Source organism: Corynebacterium oculi (genome assembly GCF_001412105.1).
In the GTDB taxonomy this organism is placed as follows: domain Bacteria; phylum Actinomycetota; class Actinomycetes; order Mycobacteriales; family Mycobacteriaceae; genus Corynebacterium; species Corynebacterium oculi.
Genome location: NZ_LKST01000002.1, coordinates 133,881 through 157,122 on the forward strand (window position 1 = coordinate 133,881; position 23,242 = coordinate 157,122).

Consider the following 23,242-nt stretch of genomic DNA (forward strand, 5'->3'; position numbering starts at 1 on the left):
CTCCGTACCCAACAGTTGCTTACAACGTTGAGATTCAACACCACATCACTACATATCGTCAAGCCATATGCCGCCTTTTCCGCCACCCTTTTCCATACGGGCACGTCAGCAACACCATTAATCACATTGGCCACAGCACTCGCACGGAGGGGGTGATGCCCAGGGGTACTAGATGTAGTGGTGGTAATTTTTCTGTGCACTACCCACAGGGAAGGTTCCCACCCCACCGGGCGGGGCACCTAAGCCTTAGACACAGAACATAAGGGAGGGGACGCTGCGCCCCGCACCCCTCCTATGCGTCCGTGGAAAAACGAATGCCGCCGTCCGGAATCACCACGCCGGGCCACACCCGCATGCTGTCGAGAAGCTCGCACCGCGCCCCGATCTGCGCGCCCTCCCCGATCACGCAGCCCTTGATCCTGGCGTTGGCCCCCACCCGAACCCCGGAGGCGATGATGGAATCCTCAATCACCGCGCCCGGCTCCACGGTCACGCCGTCAAAGATCACAGAGTCGTCGATACGCGACCCCGCGCCCACCTCGCTGCCGCGGCCCACCACGGTCCCGCCCACCAGAATCACGCCATCGCGCACCCCCGCGGACGCATCCACCAGGTGTTCCCCCGTGCGCCCCTCCAGCAGCGGGGAGGGGGCGATGCCCCGCACCAGGTCCGAGGAACCACGCACAAAATCATCCGGGCGGCCCATGTCCCGCCAATACGCCGCGTCCACGTGCCCATATACCCGCCTGCCCTCGGCCAGCAGGTTCGGGAAGGTTTCGCGCTCCACGGACACCACTCGCCCCTGGGGAATCTGGGCGATCAACTCCCGGCGGAACACGTAGCAACCCGCGTTGATCTGGTTGGTGGGCGGGTCCTCCGTCTTTTCCAAGAACGCCTGCACCCGCCCCTCATCGTCCGTGGGCACGCAGCCAAAGGCGCTGGGATCGGCCACCCGCACCAGGTGCAGGGTCAGATCCGCCTCGCGCTCCTCGTGCGTGCGCAGCAACGCCCGCAGATCCATGCCGCTGAGCACATCGCCGTTGAACACCATCGCGGTATCGTGGCGCAGCCGCTCGTACACGTTGCGGATACCTCCGCCCGTGCCCAGGGCCTGCTCCTCCACCACGTATTCGATCTCCAGGCCAAAGTCCGAGCCGTGCCCAAAGTATTCCTGAAAGACCTCCGCACGGTAGGAGGTGCCCAGCACCACGTGCTCCATGCCGGCGGCGCGGATTCGCGCCAACAGATGCTCCAAGAAGGGGAACCCGGCCGTGGGCAGCATGGGCTTCGGGGTGCTCGTGGTCAGCGGGCGCAGGCGGGTGCCCTTGCCCCCCACGAGGATCACGGCGTCGGTCTGCTTGGGATTCGGCATAGCGCTACTTTGAGGTTCCTTCAGTAAAAACAATGACATCACTCGCCCGACCACGATCGGCGGGCACAACGGGGATTATCTTCGCACGCCCCTCCCCCCTCTCACGTGATGGGACACGCCGAAAGCGCTCAGCAAAACCGCCTTCTTTTACCCAGCCACACCAACCCCGCCGCCGTCTCGCCACCGCACGGCCTCGGCCCGCAGCCGCAGCCCCACCCACAGCGCCGCACGCAGCGGGGCGCGCCACCACCCCGGCAACCGATCCGCCAGGAAGCGATACGCGCTGGCGTGATGCGCGGGCACCGTCACGGCGGAATACCTCCGCGCCACGTGCCCCTGATCGTGTTCGATCACCGCCGAGGGGCACAGCACGTTCTGCCGCCCGGCGCGCTCCAGGCGATCGCCCAGATCCACGTCCTCCATATACATGAAGTACCGCTCGTCAAACCCGCCGAGGGCCTCAAAATCCGCCCAGCGCAGCAGCAGGCAGGAGCCGGAGAGCCACCCCGCCGCCCGCTCCGAGGACATCTCCGCCCCCGCCTTATACGCCCGGGTCCAGGGGTTATCCGGCCACACCCCGCCCAGCAGGGCGTGCCCTATCCCGGTGCGCAGGGAGGGCACCGCCCGTGCCGAGGGGTAGGCGCTGCCGTCTGACTGCCTAATCAGCGGCCCGATCGCCCCCGCCCCCTCCCAGCGGCGCGCGCAGGAAAGAAGCTCATCAAGGGCACCCGGGGTGAACTCCACATCGGGGTTGACCACGAGGAAAAACTCGCCCTCGATCTCGCCGCGCGCGCGGCGGGGCGCGAGGTAGCGCACGGCGGCGTTCACCGCCCGGCCATAACCGAGGTTCCCCCCGGTGGGCAGCAGTTCCACCCCCGGCCTCACGACGGCCTGGGGCGCGCCGTCGGTGGATCCGTTATCCGCCATCACCACCAGCGTGGGCCGGCGGGTGGCCGCCTCCAGGGAGTCGATCAGGGACCGCAGGTGCCGCCCGGGGGAAAAGGTCACGGTAATCACCGCCAGAGGGGCGGGCTGAGCGGAGGCGGAGGAAGAGGCAGGCGTGGTGGTGCTCATGGTGCAGAAAGTGTAGCGCCGAGGGCGCGGGCTAAGCCGTCGCGCCACTCGGGGAGTTTCTTCTGCGAGGCCAAGACAGACCACTCCGGGCGGCGCGCGGCCGTGGGATATTCCGCCGTGCTCACCGGGTGCACCCGCGTGGGGTCGTGGCCCGCCAGCTCGAAGGTGGCGCGCGCGAGGTCGTACCAGGTGGCCTGGCCGGAGCCGGCCGCGTGCACGATCCCCGCCGATTCCTCCCGCGCCACCTCCCACAGGGCGCGCGCGAGATCCAGGGCAAAGGTGGGGCTGCCGGTTTGATCGTTGACCACCCGCGGGTTGACCCCCTCCCCGGCCAGGCGCAGCATGGTGCTCACGAAGTCCCGGTGCCCCGGCAACACCGGCCCGCTAAAAAGCCAGGCGGTGCGCACCACCGTGTAGCCGCGCCACTGCGGGTGTTCCTCGGCCACGGCCGCAATCGCCGCCTCCCCCGCCGCCTTGGTGCGGCCGTAGACGGTGCCCGGACACACCGGGTCCGCGGGCTCCAAGGCGCGCGCCGGGGCGCCCACCCCGCGCGCGCCAAACACGTAATCGGTGGAAACATGCACCAGGTGCGCGCCCTCCCGCGCGCACCGGCGCGCCAGGTACTCCGGGGCCACGGCATTGAGCAACCGAGCGGCCTCCTGTTCCTCCTCTGCGGCGTCCACGGCGGTGAAGGCGGCGGTATTGAGCACCACGTCCGCCCCGTCAAGCAGCGGGGAGCGCGCCACCGCCGGGGCACTCGTGACGTCGAGAAGCCCCCGATCGCACCACACCACCTGTGCCTGCGGGGGAACGCTGAGCCGAAGGCAGCGCCCCAGCTGCCCCGCCGCCCCTGTGACAACCACCTTCACGCCGAATAGACTCCTCGGGAGTAGAGTTACCCTACATATGCCCCGGATTCTATACCCCGCCGGCGCCGCTGCCGCGTAGCGGCCACCAAGCCCACCGGCCCCACCAGCACCTTGGAGCATGAGTAGTGACAAAGCATTCCCCACGCCCCTCCCGCAACATTCAGGCCCCGCCGCGCACCCGGGTCAACGTAGCCCAGGCGGGATCGCGGCCGGTGAAAACCACCCTCGCGGTGCTCTCCGCGCTCGTGCTGCTTATTTCCGCGCTCGGTTACTTCGCCGTGGGCCGCCTGGGTTCCCAGCTCGCCTCCGCCGGCAACCTCCAACTCGGCGGCAACACCGCCAAGGGTTCCGCGCCCGACGGCGCCACCGACATCCTCCTGGTGGGATCGGACTCGCGCACCGACGCCCAGGGCAAGCCGCTCAGCCGGGAGGAACTCGACGCCCTGCGTGCCGGGGTGGAGGACGGCGCATACAACACCGACACCATCATGCTCATTCGCGTGCCCAACGACGGCACCTCCGCCACCGCCGTCTCCATCCCCCGCGACACCTACATCCGCGATGACTCCTACGGCAACCTGAAGATCAACGGCGTGTTCAGCAGCTACAAGACCACCAAGGAGGACGAGCTGCGCGCCGAGGGCATGACCGATGAAAAGCGCATTGACAAGCAATCCACCGAGGCCGGGCGCGCCGGGCTGATCTCCGCCGTTTCCGATCTCACCGGCATCGAGGTGGACCACTACGCCGAGGTGGGGCTGCTGGGCTTCGTTCTGCTAACCGACGCCGTGGGGGGCGTGGACGTGTGCCTCAACGAGGCGGTCAACGACGAGTTCTCCGGCGCGAACTTCCACGCCGGGCGGCAAACCCTCGACGGGCACCAGGCCCTGGCCTTCGTGCGCCAGCGCCACGGCTTGCCGCGCGGCGACCTCGACCGCGTGGTGCGCCAGCAGGCGTTCATGGCCTCCATGGTCAATAAGGTGCTCTCCGCCGGCGCCCTGACCAACCCCGCCCGCCTGGGCGATATGAGCCAGGCCGTGGAGCGCTCCGTGGTGCTCGACGAGAGCATGGACATCATGAGCTTTGCCACCCAGCTCTCCAACCTCGCCGGGGGCAACGTGGTGTTCAATACCATCCCGGTGACCTCCATCGACGGCGTGGGTGATTACGGCGAGTCCATCGTGACCGTGGACCCCCCACAGGTACACGCCTTCATGCGCACCCTCCTGGGTGAGGAGGAGCACCCCTCCTCTGGGAATACCCCGCCCGAGGAGGAGTCCGAGTCCCCCGCCGCGCCCGAGCACCCGGCCACCCTCACCGTGCTCAACGCCGGTTCCATCTCCGGGCTGGCCGGCTCCGTCTCCGCGCACCTCACCTCGGCCGGATACACCGTCGCGGAGACCACCAACGCCCTGCCGGGGGCGTACTCCACCAGCCAGGTCGTGGCCCCCCACGCCGAGGACCCCGCCGCCCAAGAACTTTCCCGCGCCCTGGGAGACCTGCCCATCGTGGTCAACGAGACCCTTGATCCCGGCACCCTCATCGTGGTCACCGCCGAGGACTACGCGGGCCCCAAGGACGATACTGCGGAGCACTCCGCCGCCGAGGCCACCTCTGAGTCCACCGCCCCCCGCGAGGAGGATGCCGTGGGGCAGCCCGGCGCGGACTTCGGGGCCGCCGAGGTGGCCACGGAGATCGACGCCGGTGGCAGCGGCCCGCGCTGCGTGAACTAGAGTTCGCCTACCATCGTGGGCATGGAACTCCTCGCCCACCTGTTGACGGTGGATCCGGCCCGGCCCCGGTTCACCGTCTATGACGAGCACACCCAGTCCCGCCTCGACTTCTCCGCCCAGACCTTGGATAACTGGGCGGCCAAGGTGGGCAACATGCTCTACGAGGAGTTAGACCTCGCCCCCGGTTCCCACATTGCCATCTCCCTGCCGAGCGGCTGGCAGTCCTGCGTGATCGCCCTGGGGGCGCTCACCGCCGGGGTCACGTACCACTTCGGGGAGGATCCCGGCGCGGAAGCGGAGGTGGAGTTCTGCACCGTGGATCGGGTGCCGGAGAACCCCGCGGGCGATCTAGTAGTGGTCACCCGCGATCCCTTTGGCCGGGGCGTGGTAGAAACCGGGGGCACCCTGCCCCCCGGAACCGTGGACTTTGGCCCCACCGTGCGCTTTTATGGCGATCAGTTCTTTTCCCCCACCCCGCGCCTGGCGGACCTCGCCGCCTCCAGCGATCTCCACGCAGAGGCGCGGGTGCTCTCTACCGGCTGGATCGACGCCCCCAGCTTCCAGCGCACGGTGTTAGAGCCCCTGGCCGTGGGCGGCTCCGCCGTGGTGGTCTCCGGCATGGCGTCCGAGGAACGCCTCCGCTCCATCGCGGAGACGGAAAAGACCACGCTGCGGCTCTAGCGCGCACAGCCCGCACTGTCCTCACAGTGTGCGCTGCCCGCCGCCAAACGATCCGCGCGGAGGAATGGGCCACGGCCAGGGCCTCCCGCGCATAGGTCACCGGCCGCCTCCGCCCCGGCGTGGGTGCCCCCACCACCCGCATGGGCAGCCGCAGGTGCCAGATCCACAGGCGCGTGCGCCACACGTGGAAGCCGTTAGTCACCACCACCCACTGCCCGGCGCGCGGCAGGAGGGCGTAGGCGTTTTCCAGGTTCTCGTTGGTGGATTCCGCCTGCGCCTCCACCACGAGGTGTTCCTCGGGCACCCCGCGCGCCGCCAGCCACCGGGCCATCGCGGGGGCCTCCCCCTTGCCGCTGACCACCACCGTGGGTTTCTCCCCCGGCGGCGCGGCCTGATACCGGGCCAGCGCCGCGGCGAGGCGCGCCTCCAGCATGGGACCCACGGCTCCCCTGCGTAGGCGCGCGCCCAGCACCAGAACCGGCATGCGTTGTTATTCCCCCAAGAGGCGCCGTTTGAGCGCGGCGTCCTTGCGCTCCACCTCGGCGGCCATGTTCTCCTGGTAGGCCACCATCTTCTCGCGCAGGGCATCGTCCCCGGCGGAGAGGATGCGCACGGCCAGCAGCCCGGCGTTCTTGGCCCCGCCGATGGACACGGTGGCCACCGGCACCCCGGCGGGCATCTGCACGATGGAGAGCAGGGAATCCATGCCGTCGAGATCCTTGAGGGCGCGCGGCACGCCGATCACCGGCAGTGGGGTGGCGGCGGCCACCATGCCCGGGAGGTGCGCGGCTCCCCCGGCGCAGGCGATGATCGCCTTGATCCCCTGGTGGTGGGCGTTCTTGGCGTAGGAGAGCATGCGCTCCGGGGTGCGGTGGGCGGAGACCACGCCCACCTCAAAGGGCACCCCGAACTCCGCGAGCACCTCGGCGGCGGGGGCCACGGTGTCCCAATCGGAATCGGAGCCCATGATGAGGCCAACGAGGGGGGTCATGTGGTAGTCCTTTCTGTGATAGCGATACCGAGGCCAGTTTTATGGCCCTATGCGGGAACCCAGCCATCGGCCCAGCGCCCGTGCACCAGGTAGTGCGCGGCGAGGTCGGCCTCCCGCGCGGTGGCGGCCGCGTCCTGCCCGCTGAGGTTGATGTGCCCGAGCTTGCGCCCCGGACGGTGTTCCTTGCCGTAGAGGTGGATCTTGGCCTGCGGGAAGCGCCGCCACACCTGCGCCATGCGGCTGGGTACCGGCTCGGCGGGTTCCGTGGCCCCGCCCAGGGTGTTGACCATCACGGTCACGGGCGCGGTGGGCCGGGTATCGCCCAGGGGCATGTCCAGCACGGCGCGCAGGTGCTGCTCGAACTGGCTGGTGGCGGAGCCGTCCTGGGTCCAGTGTCCGGTGTTGTGGGGGCGCATGGCCAGCTCGTTGATCCAGTACTGGCCGCCCTTGTCAAAGAGCTCCACCGCCAGCACGCCGGTCACGCCCAGGCGCCGCGCGATGTCCTCGGCCAGGGTGCGCAGGGCGTCATCGTCCTCCTTGCTCATGCCCGGTGCGGGGGCGATGGCGCGGTGGCAGATGCCGTCCTTTTGCTCCGATTCCACCACGGGCCAGGCCGCCACCTCCCCGGAGGGGGTGCGGGCCACCATCGCGGAGAGTTCACGGTCAAAGCGCACCTTTTCCTCCGCCATGAGGGCCACGCCCTTATCCAGGAGGCTGGTCACCAGTTCCGTCAGGGCCTCTCGATCCTCGGGGAACCACACCCCGTGGCCGTCGTAGCCGCCACGGCAGGCCTTGAGGCATACCTGGCCCGCCGCCTCCTCGTAGAAGGCCTCAGCGTCGGCCACGGAGGTCACCGCGCTAAAGCGGGGAACCGGGAAACCCAGTTCCCGCAGGCGGCGGCGCTGCTCTAGTTTGTCCTGGGCGTAGAGCAGCGCCTCGGGGCGCGGCTGCACGCTGATCCCGGCGTCGATAAGCGCGCGCAGGTGCTCGCTGGGCACGTGCTCGTGATCGAAGGTGACCGCATCCGCCCTGTGCGCCGCGGCGCGCAGGGCATCGAGGTCGCGGTAGTCCCCAAGGAGGACGTCGGCGGCCACCTGGGCGGCGGAGGATTCCGGGGTTCCGGCCAGCAGGCGCACGGACTGGCCCAGCTCGATGGCGGCGGTCTGCATCATGCGGGCCAGTTGGCCGTCTCCGATCACGGCCACCACGGGCTGCCCGGGGGCGTGGGCGGCGGGATTGCCGTGGAGGTTCTTCGCTGAGGCCTGTTCGGTGTCCTGTTCGGTGTCCTTCACGCTGCTCAACTATAGTCACCCGCCGCGCTATCCCAAGGCGGCCGCGGTACCGCGCTGCTAGCCTTGCCGGGTGAACTTTTTACGCCTCATCGGATCGCGGGCGCGGCCCTATTCCGGTGCTCTCCTCGCTATTCTTTTCTTACAAACCATTTCCACCCTCGCCACGCTGTATCTTCCCTCCCTCAACGCCCGGATTATTGATGAGGGCGTCTCCCGCGGGGACGTGGATCTCATCTGGCGGCTGGGCGCCATCATGCTGGCCGTGGCGTTTGTCCAGGTGATCTCCGCGTGCATCGCCGTGTGGTTCGGCGCGCGCACCTCGATGGGCACCGGCCGCGATATTCGCGGCGATGTGTTCCGCCGCGTGGCGAGTTTCTCCGCGGAGGACGTCAGCCGCTTCGGCTCGGCCACGCTGATTACCCGAGGCACCAATGACGTCCAGCAGGTGCAGATGACGTACATGATGATGCTGAACTTCATGGCACCCGCGCCCATCATGATGGTGGGCGGCATCATCATGGCCGTGCGCGAGGACCCAGGCTTGTCCTGGCTGGTGGTGGTCAGCGTGCTCGTGCTCTTCGCGGCCGTGGCCTTCCTCATCGCGCGGCTCCTGCCCCTGTTCACCGGCCAGCAGCACAAGATCGACGCCATCAACGGCGTGCTGCGCGAGCAGATCACCGGCATCAGGGTGGTGCGCGCCTTTACCCGGGAGGAGCACGAGGTTCAGCGCTTTGACCGCGCCAATACCGAGCTCACCGAGCTCTCGGTGAGCTCGGCAACCTCTTTGTGCTCCTCTTCCCCATCATCATGCTGATCCTGAACCTGGCCACCGGCGCGGTGATGTGGTTCGGCGGGCAGCGCGTGGACGCCGGGGCCGTGGAGGTGGGCTCGCTCACCGCCTTCCTGCAATACCTCATGCAGATCCTCACCGCCGTGATGATGGGCGCCTTCATGGCCATGATGCTGCCGCGCGCCCTAGTGTGCGCGGGGCGCATCACCGAGGTCTTGGAGCACTCCCCTTCCATTCACGAGACCGCCCAGCCTCAGCGCCCGGCCTCGGCCGAGGGCATGGTGGAGTTCAGGAACGTGAGCTTCTCCTACCCCGGCGCGGAGGCCCCGGTGCTGCGCGATATTTCCTTTACCGCCCGCCCCGGCCAGGTCACCGCGATCATCGGGGCCACCGGCTCGGGCAAGACCACGCTGCTGGGGTTGATCCCCCGTCTCTACACCGCCACGCAGGGCCAGGTGCTGATCGACGCCACCGACATCACCGCGATGGCCCACGCGGACATCGTGGAGCGAGTGAGCATGGTGCCCCAAAAGCCCTACCTCTTCTCCGGCACCGTGCGCTCCAACCTGGCGATGGGCAATCCCCAGGCCAGCGAGGATGAGATGTGGGCGGCGCTGCGCACCGCCCAGGCGGACTTCGTGGAGGACTTAGATATGCCCATCTCCCAGGGCGGCACCAACGTCTCCGGCGGGCAACGCCAGCGCCTCTCCATCGCCCGGATGCTCGTGGCCAAACCCACGGTGTACCTCTTTGATGATTCCTTCTCCGCCCTGGACATGACCACGGACGCGCGCCTGCGCGCGGCCCTCGCCCCGGAGGTCGCCCAGGCCACCATGATCGTGGTGGCCCAGCGGGTCAGTTCCATCCGGGAGGCGGATCAGATCCTGGTCATGGAGGCCGGCGAGATCGTGGCGCGCGGCACGCACGAGGAGTTGCTGCGCGCCTCCGAGACCTACCGTGAGATCGTCCGTTCCCAGGCTGCGGCGGATGAGGCGAATGATACGGACGCAGCACATACTCACGGCCCCCGTGACACCAAGGAGGTGCGCTAATCATGGCTCAGAACGATACCGCCGACCTCTCCGAGCAGGAACTCCTCGACCTCCAGGAAAAGGTGGGGGTGGATGACTGGTCCGGGTCCGCGCCGCGCCAGGCCAAGAACTTCCGGGCCGGGGCCGCACGCCTGCTCGGCCTGCTCTCTCCCTACAAGGCCCAGCTGGTCCTGGTTTTCGGCCTGGTGGCCTTCTCCGTGGCGCTCAACGTGTATGCCCCGCGCGTCACCGGCTACGCCATGGACGTGATCTTCTCCGGGGCCATCGGCTCCCAGCTGCCCACCGGGATACCCAAGGAGCAGATCGTCACCGGGCTGCGCGCCGAGGGGAACGATACCTTCGCGGACATGCTGGGCCGCATGGACGTTACCCCCGGCGCGGGCATTGATTTCTCCCGCCTGGGCTGGCTCATCGCCGCGATCATCGGTCTTTACCTGGCCGCCTCGGCGTTCATGTGGTTGGAGGGGTTCATTCTTAACCGCCTGGTCATGCGCGCGGTCTACGGGCTGCGCCGGGACGTAGAGGCCAAGATCAACCGTCTCCCGCTGTCGTACTTTGACACCAGCAAGCGCGGCGACGTGCTCTCTCGCACCACGAACGACGTCGATAATATCCAGCAGGCTTTGCAGCAGGCCCTGGCGCAGGCGCTCAACGCCCTGCTCACGGTCATCGGCATCACCGCCATGATGTTCTGGGTGTCCTGGCAGCTCGCCCTGGTGGCCCTGCTCTCGCTGCCGCTGACGGGCATCGTGCTCGCGGTGATCGGCTCGCGCTCCCAAAAGCAGTTCACTACCCAGTGGCGTTCCACGGGCATGCTCAACGGGCACGTGGAGGAGACCTTCTCCGGGCACGAGGTGCTGCGGATCTTCGGCCGCACGGACGCCGCGGTGGAGGAGTTTGGGGAGCGCAATGAGGAGCTTTTCCGCTCCAGTTCCACGGCGCAGTTTCTCTCCGGCATGATGATGCCGATCATGCAGTTCATCTCCTATCTGTCCTACGTGGGCATCGCCGTCCTCGGCGGACTGAGGGTGGCTTCTGGCTCCATGACCCTGGGCGATGCCACCGCCTTTATTCAGTACTCCCGCCAGTTCAATCAGCCCCTCGGGGAACTCGGCAGCATGATGCAGATGCTGCAATCCGGCGTGGCGTCTGCCGAGCGCGTCTTTGAGCTTCTCGACGCCCCCGAGAGCGCCTCCGCCCGGGTACCGGGGCGGGCGCGCGGGCTGGTCGAGTTCGAGGACGTTTCCTTTGGTTATTCCCCGGATAAGCCGCTGATTACGGGGCTGAATCTGAGCGTGGCGCCGGGGCAGACCGCCGCCATCGTGGGCCCCACCGGTGCGGGCAAGACCACCCTGGTGAACCTGATTATGCGCTTCTATGAGATCGACTCCGGGCGCATCACCCTCGACGGCACGGACATCCGCGATCTTTCCCGCCGGGATCTGCGCTCCCAGGTGGGCATGGTGCTCCAGGACGCGGTGCTTTTTGAGGGAACCATCGCGGAGAACATCCGCTATGGCCGCCTGGACGCCACGGAGGAGGAAGTCATTGCCGCCGCCAAGGCCACCTACGTGGATCGCTTCGTGCGCACCCTCCGGAGGGGTATCACACCCGTATCGACGGCGAGGGCGGGGCACTGTCCGCCGTTGAGCGCCAGCTCATTACCATCGCGCGCGCCTTCCTCGCGCAACCCGCGCTGCTGATCCTCGACGAGGCCACCTCCTCGGTGGATACCCGCACGGAGGTGCTGGTGCAGGAGGCCATGAACGCGCTGCGCGCGGAGCGCACGTCCTTTGTGATCGCCCATCGCCTCTCCACGATCCGCGACGCGGACGTGATCCTGGTGATGGAGGAGGGTGACATCGTGGAGCAGGGCTCCCACGAGAAGCTGGTGGCTCGCGGCGGGGCATACGCGCGGCTCAACGCGGCGCAATTTGGTGAGGAATCCTAGAAAGCCTCACCACCGCACCAGTCCCGTGATCGCCTGGGCCACCTTTTTGGGCCGGGGCAGCCGGGCAAAGACCACGGGGCGGTCATAGCCGATCAGCCCCAGGGCCACCCGGCCCCGGCCGCTCTTTCTGGCCCCGCGCACCTGGCGCAGCGATATTTCATCGGTGCGCGCGCTCAGCCCCGGCCCGCGCACCACGATGCGCTGGGTGGTCACCATGAAGCGCTGGCGGCGCGCCCGGCACAGCGGCAGCACAAGCCGCCACCCCACCCCCAGCGCCCACAGCCCCACCAGGGCGTTGCGCAGGGTTATGCTCACGGCCACCTCGGGGCGATCCAGGTAGCCGACAATGATCCAGGCCACGCCGGTGAGCAGGATCGCCTCCAGCACCGGAAAGATCAGGGTGCTCAGCGGGGCGGAGACGTCCACCACCACGCGTTCTCTGGGAGCGGGGCGAAAGGTTCCCATGATCGCTCGGGCTAGACGGCGCGCCGCAGGTGGGTCACGTCCCCGGCGGAAAATTCCTGGCGGCCCCGGCTGGTTTCCACGAGCAGGGCGCCCGTGGCGGTCACGTCCACCGCCGTTCCCTCGATGATCTCCTCCCAACGCTCCACCCGCACCTCGGCCCCCAAGGTCGTGCAGCGCGCGCGGTAGTCCCCCAGCAGGGTGGGGTCCGCGCAGCGCCATTGCTGTACGCGGCGCTCCAGGGCGTCGAGAAGCCCCGCCGCGACGTCCGCCGGATCGTGGGCAATTCCCTCTAGGGTCAGGGACGTGGCGTGTGCCACGGGTAGTTCCTCGCGGCTTAGGCTGAGGTTGATCCCGCAGCCCACCACCACGCGCGGATCGCTGTCGAGGTCGGCGGCCTCCACGAGGATTCCGCAGACCTTGCGCCCCTCGATGAGTACGTCGTTGGGCCACTTCAGCTCCGCCCGGGGCACGGTGTCCACCACCGCCAGGCCCACGGCCAGCGGCAGCAGCCCCAGGCGCTCCACGAGCCTTTTTTCTGGCCTGTACAGCACGGATAGCGCCAGCTGCTTGTCCGGCGTGCCCTCCCAGTGCCGGTGCAGGCGGCCGCGCCCGGCGGTCTGATGCCGGGCGATGAGTGCGGCGTGATCGGGCGCATCCGGCTGCGCAAGGAGGTCAGCGTTGGTGGAACCCGTCTGCGCCACCACCCTCAGGCGGGGGTAAATCCCCGCTCGTTCGCCCAGACGTTCCCGGAGCACTGTTTCTTCCATGCCCACCACCATACCCACCGGCCACGCTCTCGCCGCCCCCACTTTCGGCCATCGGCCGGGGCTCGGCGGGGACGGGGCGCGCGTGCCCGCCACGGCTACCCCCTAGAATGAACAACCATGACTGATCTTTCCACCACAGCCGGAAAGCTGGCAGATCTCACCGCCCGCCTCGCGGAGGCGCAGGCACCGGTGGGCGATCGCGCCATCGCCGAGGCCCACGAGGCCGGGCGGCTCACCGCCCGCGAGCGGATCGGCGCGCTTCTCGACGCCTCCTCCTTCGTCGAGGTCGATGCCCTCGCGCGCCACCGCGTCTCCGAGTACGGCCTCGATTCCACCCGCCCCGCCACCGACGGCGTGGTGGCGGGCTACGGCACCGTGGCCGGGCGCAAGGTCTGCGTGTATGCGCAGGATTCCAGCATTTTCGACGGCCGCCTGGGCGAGGTGTACGGCGAGAAGATCCTGAAGATCTACCGCCTGGCCACCAAGACCGGGGTGCCGGTGATCGCCTTCCTTGAGGGTGGCGGGGCGCGCGCCGCCGAAGGCACCGCCGCGCTGTCCTTCTATGCCCGCATCGTGGCTGCGGCCACGCAGGCCTCCGGCGTGATTCCGCACATCGCGGTGCTCACCGGGGAGGTCACCGGCCCGCACGCCCTGCTCGCGGGTGCCGCCGACCTCACCCTCATGGTGGAGGGGCAGGCGCTCTTAAGGCTTAGCCCCGCCGAGGCCGGGGAGGAACCCCTGGGGGCCCGGGATCACGCGGAGCGCTCCGGCACCGCGCATCTGGTGGCGCAGTCCGATGCCCACGCCGCCGAGATCCTGCGCGACCTGCTGGGCTACCTGCCCTCCAACAACCGCGCCGAGGCCCCCCGCCCGGTGGAGTCCCGGATTACCGGCTCCATCGCGGAGAACATCTCCGCCGCGGACACGCAGCTCAATGCCCTGATCCCGGACGATCCGCAGGCCCCCTATGACATGCGCGAGGCCATCACCCGCGTGGTAGACGGACAGCGGTTCCTAGAAACTCAGCCCGCCTACGCCCCCAATATCCTCACCGGCTTTGCCCGCATCGAGGGCCGTGCGGTGGGGATCGTGGCCAATCAGCCTGCCCAGGGCGCCGGCCGGGTGGACTCCCGCGCGGCGGATAAGGCCGCGCGCTTCATTCGCACCTGCGACGCCTTTAATATCCCCGTGGTGTCCTTCGTGGACGCGCCCGGCTTCGTCTCCGGCACGGACGAGGAACTCGGCGGGGTGGTACGCAGCGTCTCCAAGCTGGCCTATGCCTACGCGGAGGCCTCAGTGGGCACCCTCACCGTGATTACCCGCCACGCCATCGGCGCGGCCAGCGTGGTCATGGGGGCCAAGGATCTGGGCGCGGATCTGGTGTTCGCCTGGCCCACCGCGCAGATCGCCGCCATGCACGCCGAGACGGCCGTGCCGGAAATCCACGCGGCGGAGCTGGCCAAGGCGCAGCGCAAGGGCAAGGACGTGGACGCCCTGCGGGATAAGTTCTCCGCGGAGTACGACGAGCGCCACCTCTCTCCCTATCAGGCCGCCGAGCGCGGCATGGTGGACGCGGTGATTCCCCCGGAGCACACGCGCGGGCAGTTGGTGGAGGGGCTGCGCCTGCTGGATCGCAAGGTCACCTACCCGCCGGCGAAGAAGCACGGCAACATCGCGTTATAAGGAGGATCATGGCTGACGCTTTTACCCCCCGCCTGCGGGTGCTCTCCGGGGCACCCGACGAGGCGGAGATCGAGGCCCTGCGCCAGGTGTTGGGCGAACTTGCCCGCAAGGAGCACCTCAAGAGCACCATCGATCCCGATCGGTGGGGCCGCCCGGACGATTACTTCTCCCCCCGCCCGTTTAATCCCCGCGCCTTTAGCGCCGTACCTTATCACTGAGAATCACGGTGCAATAGAGACCTAAGGAGTAAGCCATGCGCCTCGTCCTGGCCTCGCAGTCCCCCTCCCGCCGCGCCATCTTGCGCTCGGCCGGGGTGGAACCCGTGCTGCACCCCGCGCACGTCGATGAGGAGGCGCTGCGCGCCTCCCTGCCGCCCCAGGCCTCCCCCGCCGAGGTCGTGTGCGCCCTGGCCAAAGCCAAGGCCGAGGCCGTGGCCCCGAGCTATCCGGGGGAGGTGGTGGTGGGCTGCGATTCCATGCTGCTGCTGGACGGGCAGCTTCAGGGCAAGCCGCATACCGAGGAGGAAACGGTGCGCCGCTGGCGCGCCCAGGCGGGCCGCACCGCGGAACTGCTCACCGGCCACTGCGTGATCGGCCCTCGGGGCCAGTCCGTGGTGGACTCCACCCGCACCGCCGTCTCCTTCGCGCAGGCAGAGGAGGACGATATTGCCGCCTACGCCGCCACGGGAGAGCCGTGGGGGTGCGCCGGGGCGTTTACCCTGGAGGCCCTGGGCGGGTGGTTTATTGATCGCATCGAGGGTGATCCCTCGTCCGTCATTGGGCTCTCGCTTCCATTCGTACGCCGCGCCCTTTATTCTTTCGGCTTGACTGTCTCCGATTTCTGGGAATCCTAAACCACCTATGTCTCCCGCTCACGCGCTCACGCAACGCCCCCGTTTCACGTACCGCACCCGGCTCAGCCGCCCCAAGTCCCACCGCCTCGACGGCATCGACCTGGCCCGCGCGCTGGCGATCATCGGCATGTTCTACATGCACACCTGGGGGCACCTGTGGGGCGATAACCTGCTGCGCAGCGCCTTCGACGGCCGTTCCTCCATCCTCTTTGCCGTGCTCGCGGGCGTCTCGGTGGTTTTGCTCACCAAGTCCCGCGATACCCTCACCTCGGTGCTGCAACTGGTGGGGCGCGGCATCATTCTGGTGCTCATCGGCCTGGCCATTTCCCTCGATTCGGTGGGGCCCATCGTCATTCTGGTCACCTACGGCTTCCTCTATATTCTCGTCGCTCCCCTGGTGTTCCGCCTCAGCCTCTTTAGCGCCACGATCGCGGCGGCGGCCTCGGCGCTGTTCTTGCCGTTGTTTTCCTTCGAGCTGCGCCGGGTGCTGCCCGATCCGCCCGGCTTCGGGGCCACCCCCACCCCGGCGCTGATCGCCGATGGCCAGTGGTCGGAGTTCTGGCAGTATCTCTTTATCACCGGGTTGTTTCCCCTGATGTCCTGGATTCCCGTGTTCCTCGCCGGGGTGGCGGCGGAAAAGTTCCTGTTCACCACGGATCAGGCGGCCCGCTGGCTGGTGGTCATCGGCGCGCCGCTGTTTCTCCTTGGGTACGGCGGCTCCTGGCTCTACCTCCAATTCAGCGACTTCCACGAGCGGTACAGTGCCTTTCACCCCGACGGCGCGGAGGCCACCGATTATCTCCTGCACAACGCCTACGGCGTGACCCCGACGGACTGGTACACCTGGCTTTTCCTCTACGTGCCGCACTCCGGTTCCATCGCGGAGATTCTCTCCTCCACCGGCATGGCGCTTTTTGTCATCGGCCTGTGCCTCATCGCCTGCCGCAACGTGCTCTTCAACGATCTGGTCTATCCCCTGCGCGATCTGGGCAAGATGCCGCTGACGGCCTACGTGGGCCATATCCTCGCCATCGGATACCTCAACGCCAACGGGCATGACATCGCGGAGCCGGGATTCGCCCTGGCTAACCTGCTGGGGCCCATCGTCTTTGCCATGATCTGGTTCCGCCTCTTCCGGCGCGGCCCCATCGAGCAGCTCATGTACTGGGCGCTCAAGCCGCTCTCCCGCGTCTCCGCCCGCGCCCCTCGGGTCACGCTCCGGCGTTAGAGTGGTACGCATGAAGATGAACGATATGCTCGCGCCCCCGCCGGTCATGCTGCCGGAGGATCCCGCCCAGGGGGCCGATCCGCACGCCACCGCCACGGCGCTGCGGCACCCCGATAGCCCCCTGGTGTGGGCCGTCCGCGCGGAGGAGGCTTTGAAGCAGGCGAGCGGCGATCAGGATCGCCTGGTGGCCTACGCCTTTGCCCGCACCGGCTACCACCGCAGCCTCGATCGGCTGCGCGCCCACGGCTGGAAGGGCTGGGGGCCGGTGCCGTTCTCCCACGAGCCTAACCAGGGGGTGTTGCGCGCCATCGCCGCCCTGGCGCTGGCCGCCCGGGCCATCGGGGAAACCGGCGAGTACGACCGCTGCCGCCAGATGCTTTCCGACGCCGACCCGGGCTCCGTTTCCACCCTGCTGGACGGCAACGGCCCTCAGTAGTGCAACTCCCGCACGGTGGCACGGCGCGTGCCGCCGTGGCCGTCGGTCAGTTCCCTTCCCTCTCCACCTCGCGCACGGTGATCTCCTGGTCTGGCGCTAACCGGCGCAGCGAGTCCTCCGGGGAGGGGCAGGCATCCACCTCGGCAGGATCAAACCACTCCACGCGAGGAGCATCGGCCTCCTCCGTAACGAGCACGCCTATTCCCGTCCCGCTCTCCCAGCCCTGGTGGTTGCGTTCCATGCTGGGGAAGTCCTTCTCCTCGAAGCCTCGCTCCACGCCGTCCTCGGCGTTAATGTACTGGCAAAAGACGTAGCCTTCCCTCGCGCCCTCCCCCATCACCTCGCGCAGGGTGAACGCATCTCCTTCGCGCGCGGCGCGGGCGATGTCCCCTTCCCCCGCGCCGCACCCGGATAGGGCAAGGATCGCGGAGAGGCCGCCGATCAGTGGAGGAGCGGCGCGGTGCGCGCCCTTGTCACCCATACCCAGGGGAATACCGAGCGGCCTCATACCCAAAAACCTTTCCTATCCAGGAAGAAAACTTATGGCTGAACCCTACCTGACATACCTGTGACCGTCAACACTTTCCGCGAAACAAGAAGCGGCTTTTAGCCGCGCGCCTCCACCCGAGAAATGGCCTCGCGGGCCACCTTTTCCTGGATGCCCATGTCCAGCTCGGAGGTGAAACCCACGCAGGAGCAGTTGATCTCCCCCAGCACGTAGGCGTCGCTGCCGTCCTCGGCGGTGTCGAGCATGAAGTCCGCCGTCCAGATCAGCGGGATGTTATCGCCGCCGAGCTTTTCCGCGATCACGGGGCGCACCTCGGCAAAGAGATCCACCAGTTCTTGCCATGCCTCGGGGGAATCGTAGGTGTACTTGGCCCCGGAGAAGAGCGTGGCGGAGAAGTTCTCACCGCCCTCGGCGGGCTTCTTGTGTACCACAAACACGGGGTCCGGCCCCACCAGGAGAATGCGGATCTCGCCCTCCACGATGCGCGGCATGAAGCGCATGTCCACCAGCATTCCGTTATCGCCCACGATGTACTGGTCACAGAAGTCCATGAACTCGCCGAGTTCGCGCTCCTCGGTGTGGTTGTCCACGGCCTCGGTGCACTTCAGCTTGGTGTCCAGCGGCAGGGCGGTGCCGGGGGTGACGGCGTCGGCCACGGCGTCGTCGGCAATGCGCACGCGCCAGATGCCGGAGCCGGTGGAGCCTCGGTTTTGCTTGAGCACGCGCTCGCCGTAGGACAGGGAGGTGGGGAAGGTCTGGTGGAAGGATTCCACGTCGTAGTAGGCGGCGGTGTCGGAGGGCACCAGATCCGTGTCATTGAGCTTGACCAGGGCGTCCTTCGCGCCGTAGGCCATCATCTCCTCCGGGGTGGACATTCCCACCAGGCCGGCCTCGGAGAGCTTGGTCAGCAGGTCAAAGTAGCCCTTTTCCCCGCCGGGGATGTTGCCGGGGTTCACGCGGGAAATGTAGGCATCAAAGTTCTGGGACACGTAGGCGAACAGTTCCTCGGCCCACTCCGGGCGGAAGTACACCACCTCGGAGCGCCATCCGGCGTTGCGGATCGCCTGGACGATGGGCATGGTGTCCTTGCGGTGTCCATCGAAGTATTTGTCGGAGCCGCCTTCGACCTCAAAAACCACAATTGCCTTATGCACGGAGGGAAACCCTTTCTGAGCCGCTACGGGAAACATCACCGGCCGCGGTGTCCGCGTGGGTATCCGGGCCACCGCAGGTGACGCGGGGCCGTGTTTCTCCCGGCCCCACCAGCCAGTCTATGCCCGTGGCGTGATCGGCTCACCCGCACGAGCATCAATGTATTCAATGCCACAATAAGACTCCGGTGGTGATGATTCGGTGCAGATACTATGATTGTGTATTCCGCTGGCGTCGCCGCAGACGCATGACCCGGATAGCCCCAGAAAGCAGAGGAATCACCATGCCCGTCCCCGCCGATCCCCACCCAGCGTTCCAGGATTACGCCCACCCCGAGCGCGTGGTATCCGCCTCCTGGCTCTCCGCGCGCATCGGCGTTCCCGGACTGCGGATCGTGGAGTCGGACGAGGACTCCCTCCTCTACGACATCGGCCACATCCCCACGGCCGTGCGCATCGACTGGCAGCGCGATCTCAACGATCCCATCACCCGGGACTTCATCGACGGCGCGGGCTTTGCCGCCCTCATGCGCAGCAAGGGCATCTCCCGCGACGATACCGTGGTGGTTTACGGCGATAAGTCCAACGGCTGGGCCGCCTATACGCTGTGGGTATTCCAGCTCTTCGGGCACAAGGACGTGCGTCTCCTCGACGGCGGGCGCGATGCCTGGATGGCCGAGGAGCGCGATACGTCCTTCACAGTGCCCTCCTACCCGCCCTCGGACTACCCGGTGGTGGAGCGTAACGACGACGCCGGGCGCGCCTTCGTCGAGGAGGTACTGGGGGCCGCGTGCAGCGCCAAAACCATGCTCATCGACGTTCGTGGTATAGATCACTACACCGGCGAGATTCGCCAACTTCCCACCCAGAACCAGGCGGAGAAGTCCGCGCTGCGCGCGGGCCATATCCCCACGGCCATCAACATCGCCTGGGAGAACGCCGTCTACCCGAATAACAATTTCCGGGGCCACGCGGAGCTGGAACGCCAGTACCATTCCCTCGATCCCGCCCAGCCCACGATCGTCTACAGCCACCTGGGCGATCGCTCCGCACACACCTGGTTTGTGCTCAAGTACCTGCTGGGGTTCCAGAACGTGCGCAACTATGACGGCTCCTGGGCCGAGTGGGGCAACATGATCCGCATGCCCATCACCATCGGCGGCGAGTCCTAGCCCTCCTCCCTGGTGGGACTTTCGTACCTTATACCTTTTTTCGCTTCCCGGTTCCCCTCGCCGGGTGTGTAGCATGTTCCCCTGTGCGTGCTCGCATCGCGCGGCCATTTTCTATGCCCAAATTAGAGGCCGGAACCCTGAAACGCCGCGCGCCCCGGCACCGATGTACCCGACAATACGTAGAAACCGCTAATCAGGAGGCTCAGACCCAAGTGGCAGGAGAAATATCCAAGGTGCTCGTGGCCAATCGCGGCGAGATCGCGGTGCGCATCATCCGCGGCGCCCGCGAGGCCGGCTACTCTACCGTAGCGGTCTACGCCGAGCCGGACGCCGATGCCCCCTTCGTGGAGCTAGCCGATGAAGCCTTCGCCCTGGGCGGGCAGACCTCCGCAGAGAGCTACCTCAACATCCCAAAGATTATCGACGCCGCCCACAAGGCCGGGGCCGATACCATTCACCCCGGCTACGGCTTCCTTTCCGAAAACGCGGACTTTGCCCAGGCCATCATCGACGCCGGACTAACCTGGGTGGGGCCCTCCCCGGAGGCCATCGCGGCGCTAGGAGATAAGGTCACCGCCCGCCACATCGCCGTGCGTGCCGGTGCCCCCATGACCCCGGGCACCAAAGACCCGGTATCCAGCCCGGAGGAGGTTCTGGCCTTCGCCGAGGAACACGGCCTGCCCATCGCCATCAAGGCCGCCTTCGGCGGCGGAGGGCGCGGCATGAAGGTTGCCCACGCCCTCGAAGAGGTGACCGACCTCTACGAGTCCGCCACCCGCGAGGCTATCTCCGCCTTTGGCCGGGGCCAGTGCTTCGTGGAACGCTACCTGGACAAGGCCCGCCACGTGGAAGCCCAGGTGCTTGCGGATAAGCACGGCAACGTGGTGGTGGTGGGCACCCGCGACTGCACCCTGCAACGCCGGTTCCAGAAGCTCGTGGAAGAGGCCCCCGCCCCCTTCCTCAGCGACGAGCAGCGCTACGCCATTCACTCCTCCGCCAAGGCCATCTGCAAGGAGGCCGGGTACTACGGCGCGGGCACCGTGGAATACCTGGTGGGCGCGGACGGGCTGATCTCCTTCCTGGAGGTCAATACCCGCCTCCAGGTGGAGCATCCCGTCACGGAGGTCACCACGGGGATCGACCTCGTGCAGGAGCAGTTCCGCATCGCCGCGGGCGAGCCACTGAGCCTCACCGAGGATCCCGCCCCCCAGGGCCACGCCTTTGAGTTCCGCATCAACGGTGAGGACGCCGGCGCCAACTTCATGCCCGCCCCCGGCACCATCACCCGCTACCGGGAAGCCAGCGGGCCCGGCATCCGCGTGGACTCCGGCATCCGCGAGGGCAGCGTGATCGGTGGGCAGTTTGATTCCATGCTGGCCAAGCTCATCGTCCACGGCCAGAACCGGGAGCAGGCCCTGGCCCGCTCCCGGCGCGCGCTCGCGGAATTCACCGTGGAGGGAATGCCCACCGTGCTCCCCTTCCACCGCGCCATCGTGGAGGACCCGGCGTTCATCGGCACCGGCAACGGCTTCGAGGTGTACACCAAGTGGATCGAAGAGGCCTGGGATAACCCCGTGGAGCCCTACGATGACTCCGAGGCCGCCGATCCCACCGAACCCACCCCCCGCAACCGCATGACCGTGGAGATCGACGGCCGCCGCGTGGAGGTGGCTCTTCCTGCAAATTTTAGCCTGGGCGGCGCTAAGAAGCGTACGAAGCGTCGCCGTAGCAAGGACGCAGCGGCGGCGGTGTCTGGCGACGCCGTGACCGCTCCGATGCAGGGAACCGTCATCAAGGTCGAGGTGGAGGATGGCCAGGAGGTCGCCGAAGGTGAGATCGTGGTGATCCTGGAGGCCATGAAGATGGAAAACCCGGTGAAGGCGCACAAATCCGGCGTGGTCGCAGGCCTTTCCGTGGCCGCCGGAGCGGGTGTGACCAAGGGCGAGCAGATGTTGGAGATTACTTAGGCTTAAAAATCCTCTTCATCAGGAAGATAAGAAGACTTCCCCTCCATATTGTCAACATGGAGGGGATCATCTTTATTGTTCGGAGGCTTCCGCACACATTCCCACATTCCATCAATATGCTCGTTGAGGCTTTCAGCAACGTCGGCCCACATGGGATCAAGGACAAAGTCAATACCTGAGCGACGCGCATGCTTCGCCACAGGAACAAAATCACTGTCACCAGATATCATAATAATCTGATTCACCAAACCGCTCTCCGCCAGGGCGGAAATATCTAAACCGATCTTCATATCCACCCCCTTTTGAACAATCTCTAGCCGGAAATCTCTCTCCGTCAAGTCATCGACACCAATCTCACCACGACACAGCCGCTTAAGCGCCCTACCGTGTAAAACATAGCCACCTTGAGTGGACAGTTCCTCTCCCCTACGAAGCGCAACCTTCCGCTTTCTTGTTAGAACCTTCAGAAACTGCTTCATCCACCCATATTGATCGCTCTTCCCCAGATTAATCTGCTGCTACGTGAGCGGATGATAAACTACCTTTTCCGAGGGGTCACAGTCATAATAATAATAATATATTCTATATAAGCTAGACTGAGCTTTAATTATATGACGACGGCTATACTGAAGAAGTTCATCCGCCCGGCCCTCTGGCGTTTTCTGACAAAAAGAGAAGCAGCCCGCTTGCGATAAAATCCGCCATCGACAAAAATTGCAGTCAAGATTGGACACAACGGAGGCTTCTTTGCCTTGTCATCATTGTGAGCCACGCAACTAAATATACCATTAAGCCCCCGTCATCGGCACTCTCCCTATAGCGGAGGGTCAACGGCGGGGGCTTCGTAAAAAAGGATTATAAGAATGAGACATGCTCATGTCAACCACCGTGACACGGACTTCACCTCGCCCGCTTCTTCTCCAAGCGCCCTGCCCGTAACCGCCCAATATCGCTGTTGAGTGGGTCCACGGTATCCACCACCCGGTCGAGCAGTCCGAGCGCCCGCAGCACCTGGGCCACGCTGGTGAAGTGTACGTTGGGGTTCCCGGTCTCGATCTTGCGCAGGGTATCGCGGGTGATCCCGGCGCGTTCGGAGACCTGCTGCGCCGTCAGTCCTAGCACCATGCGCCACCCGCGCACGTGCTCGCCTAGTTCCGTGAGTTGGCGATTGATCCGGTATCCCACCATGCCCCCACATTACTATGGC

At 66.8% G+C, this 23,242-nt stretch carries 20 protein-coding genes and 3 pseudogenes; 11 read left to right on the plus strand and 12 right to left on the minus strand.

Annotation, left to right across the window (positions count from 1 at the left end; genetic code table 11):
- Nucleotides 1-292: 292 nt before the first annotated feature.
- The 3 genes from manB to rfbD form a co-directional block, all read right to left on the minus strand.
- Nucleotides 293-1,372, minus strand: a complete 1,080-nt coding sequence (manB, locus tag Cocul_RS04555; protein ID WP_055122143.1) for a mannose-1-phosphate guanylyltransferase — start codon at nt 1,370-1,372, stop codon at nt 293-295.
- Between the two features lie 147 nt (nt 1,373-1,519).
- A complete protein-coding gene (locus Cocul_RS04560; RefSeq protein ID WP_055122144.1) occupies nt 1,520-2,446 on the minus strand; it encodes a glycosyltransferase family 2 protein in 927 nt (308 codons plus the stop codon).
- Nucleotides 2,443-3,315 (minus strand): dTDP-4-dehydrorhamnose reductase, encoded by an 873-nt coding sequence (rfbD, locus tag Cocul_RS04565; protein ID WP_055122145.1) that lies wholly within the window; start codon nt 3,313-3,315, stop codon nt 2,443-2,445. Before rfbD ends, Cocul_RS04560 begins: the two co-directional genes overlap by 4 nt.
- Nucleotides 3,316-3,440: 125 nt before the next feature.
- On the opposite strand from rfbD, the gene Cocul_RS04570 reads away from it, so the two are divergent.
- Together Cocul_RS04570 and Cocul_RS04575 are read left to right on the plus strand one after the other, a co-directional pair.
- Nucleotides 3,441-5,048 carry an LCP family protein gene (locus Cocul_RS04570; protein WP_055122146.1) on the plus strand — a complete coding sequence of 536 codons (1,608 nt, stop codon included), beginning with the start codon at nt 3,441-3,443 and terminating at the stop codon, nt 5,046-5,048.
- Nucleotides 5,049-5,069: 21 nt separating this feature from the next.
- Nucleotides 5,070-5,729 (plus strand): TIGR03089 family protein, encoded by a 660-nt coding sequence (locus Cocul_RS04575; protein ID WP_055122147.1) that lies wholly within the window; start codon nt 5,070-5,072, stop codon nt 5,727-5,729.
- Between the two features lie 136 nt (nt 5,730-5,865).
- Here Cocul_RS04575 and Cocul_RS11825 read toward each other — a convergent pair.
- The 3 genes and pseudogenes from Cocul_RS11825 to Cocul_RS04585 form a co-directional block, all read right to left on the minus strand.
- Nucleotides 5,866-6,213: pseudogene (locus tag Cocul_RS11825) on the minus strand (YdcF family protein); the annotation flags it as partial.
- Nucleotides 6,214-6,219: 6 nt separating this feature from the next.
- Nucleotides 6,220-6,720, minus strand: coding sequence for a 5-(carboxyamino)imidazole ribonucleotide mutase (gene purE / locus Cocul_RS04580; RefSeq protein WP_055122148.1), 501 nt, complete (start codon nt 6,718-6,720; stop codon nt 6,220-6,222).
- Between the two features lie 47 nt (nt 6,721-6,767).
- Nucleotides 6,768-8,012 carry a 5-(carboxyamino)imidazole ribonucleotide synthase gene (locus tag Cocul_RS04585; protein ID WP_055122149.1) on the minus strand — a complete coding sequence of 415 codons (1,245 nt, stop codon included), beginning with the start codon at nt 8,010-8,012 and terminating at the stop codon, nt 6,768-6,770.
- Between the two features lie 70 nt (nt 8,013-8,082).
- Between Cocul_RS04585 and Cocul_RS04590 the strand changes: the two are divergent.
- Together Cocul_RS04590 and Cocul_RS04595 are read left to right on the plus strand one after the other, a co-directional pair.
- A pseudogene (locus Cocul_RS04590) lies at nt 8,083-9,854 on the plus strand (ABC transporter ATP-binding protein).
- A gap of 2 nt (nt 9,855-9,856) precedes the next feature.
- A pseudogene (locus tag Cocul_RS04595) lies at nt 9,857-11,805 on the plus strand (ABC transporter ATP-binding protein).
- A 6-nt stretch (nt 11,806-11,811) separates the two neighbouring features.
- Here the strand turns inward: Cocul_RS04595 and Cocul_RS04600 are convergent.
- Complete coding sequence (locus Cocul_RS04600) at nt 11,812-12,270, minus strand: hypothetical protein (protein ID WP_055122150.1); 459 nt, start codon at nt 12,268-12,270, stop codon at nt 11,812-11,814.
- An 11-nt stretch (nt 12,271-12,281) separates the two neighbouring features.
- The gene (locus Cocul_RS04605; RefSeq protein WP_055122627.1) at nt 12,282-13,037 is read right to left on the minus strand and encodes a biotin--[acetyl-CoA-carboxylase] ligase; all 756 of its coding nucleotides are present in this window, start codon (nt 13,035-13,037) and stop codon (nt 12,282-12,284) included.
- Between the two features lie 117 nt (nt 13,038-13,154).
- On the opposite strand from Cocul_RS04605, the gene Cocul_RS04610 reads away from it, so the two are divergent.
- The 5 genes from Cocul_RS04610 to Cocul_RS04630 are packed head-to-tail and all read left to right on the plus strand — an operon-like array spanning nt 13,155 to nt 17,237.
- Nucleotides 13,155-14,720, plus strand: coding sequence for an acyl-CoA carboxylase subunit beta (locus Cocul_RS04610; RefSeq protein ID WP_055122151.1), 1,566 nt, complete (start codon nt 13,155-13,157; stop codon nt 14,718-14,720).
- Nucleotides 14,721-14,728: 8 nt separating this feature from the next.
- Nucleotides 14,729-14,938 (plus strand): acyl-CoA carboxylase epsilon subunit, encoded by a 210-nt coding sequence (locus tag Cocul_RS04615; protein WP_055122152.1) that lies wholly within the window; start codon nt 14,729-14,731, stop codon nt 14,936-14,938.
- Between the two features lie 35 nt (nt 14,939-14,973).
- Nucleotides 14,974-15,573 carry a Maf family protein gene (locus Cocul_RS04620; protein WP_055122153.1) on the plus strand — a complete coding sequence of 200 codons (600 nt, stop codon included), beginning with the start codon at nt 14,974-14,976 and terminating at the stop codon, nt 15,571-15,573.
- Nucleotides 15,574-15,580: 7 nt separating this feature from the next.
- Nucleotides 15,581-16,801, plus strand: a complete 1,221-nt coding sequence (locus Cocul_RS04625) for a DUF418 domain-containing protein (protein ID WP_055122154.1) — start codon at nt 15,581-15,583, stop codon at nt 16,799-16,801.
- Between the two features lie 10 nt (nt 16,802-16,811).
- Entirely contained in the window at nt 16,812-17,237 is a 426-nt protein-coding gene (locus Cocul_RS04630) for a DUF3151 domain-containing protein (protein ID WP_055122155.1), read from the plus strand.
- Between the two features lie 46 nt (nt 17,238-17,283).
- Here Cocul_RS04630 and Cocul_RS04635 read toward each other — a convergent pair whose 3' ends face one another.
- A complete protein-coding gene (locus Cocul_RS04635; RefSeq protein WP_055122156.1) occupies nt 17,284-17,745 on the minus strand; it encodes a hypothetical protein in 462 nt (153 codons plus the stop codon).
- Between the two features lie 98 nt (nt 17,746-17,843).
- Complete coding sequence (locus Cocul_RS04640) at nt 17,844-18,899, minus strand: Cj0069 family protein (RefSeq protein ID WP_055122628.1); 1,056 nt, start codon at nt 18,897-18,899, stop codon at nt 17,844-17,846.
- A gap of 281 nt (nt 18,900-19,180) precedes the next feature.
- On the opposite strand from Cocul_RS04640, the gene Cocul_RS04645 reads away from it, so the two are divergent.
- Together Cocul_RS04645 and Cocul_RS04650 are read left to right on the plus strand one after the other, a co-directional pair.
- Nucleotides 19,181-20,068, plus strand: coding sequence for a sulfurtransferase (locus Cocul_RS04645; RefSeq protein WP_055122157.1), 888 nt, complete (start codon nt 19,181-19,183; stop codon nt 20,066-20,068).
- A gap of 212 nt (nt 20,069-20,280) precedes the next feature.
- A complete protein-coding gene (locus tag Cocul_RS04650; protein WP_055122158.1) occupies nt 20,281-22,035 on the plus strand; it encodes an acetyl/propionyl/methylcrotonyl-CoA carboxylase subunit alpha in 1,755 nt (584 codons plus the stop codon).
- 2 nt (nt 22,036-22,037) lie between these two features.
- Here the strand turns inward: Cocul_RS04650 and Cocul_RS12805 are convergent, their stop codons facing one another.
- Nucleotides 22,038-22,514 carry an NYN domain-containing protein gene (locus Cocul_RS12805; RefSeq protein ID WP_245622109.1) on the minus strand — a complete coding sequence of 159 codons (477 nt, stop codon included), beginning with the start codon at nt 22,512-22,514 and terminating at the stop codon, nt 22,038-22,040.
- 421 nt (nt 22,515-22,935) lie between these two features.
- Entirely contained in the window at nt 22,936-23,223 is a 288-nt protein-coding gene (locus Cocul_RS04660; protein ID WP_055122159.1) for a helix-turn-helix domain-containing protein, read from the minus strand.
- Nucleotides 23,224-23,242 lie beyond the last annotated feature (19 nt).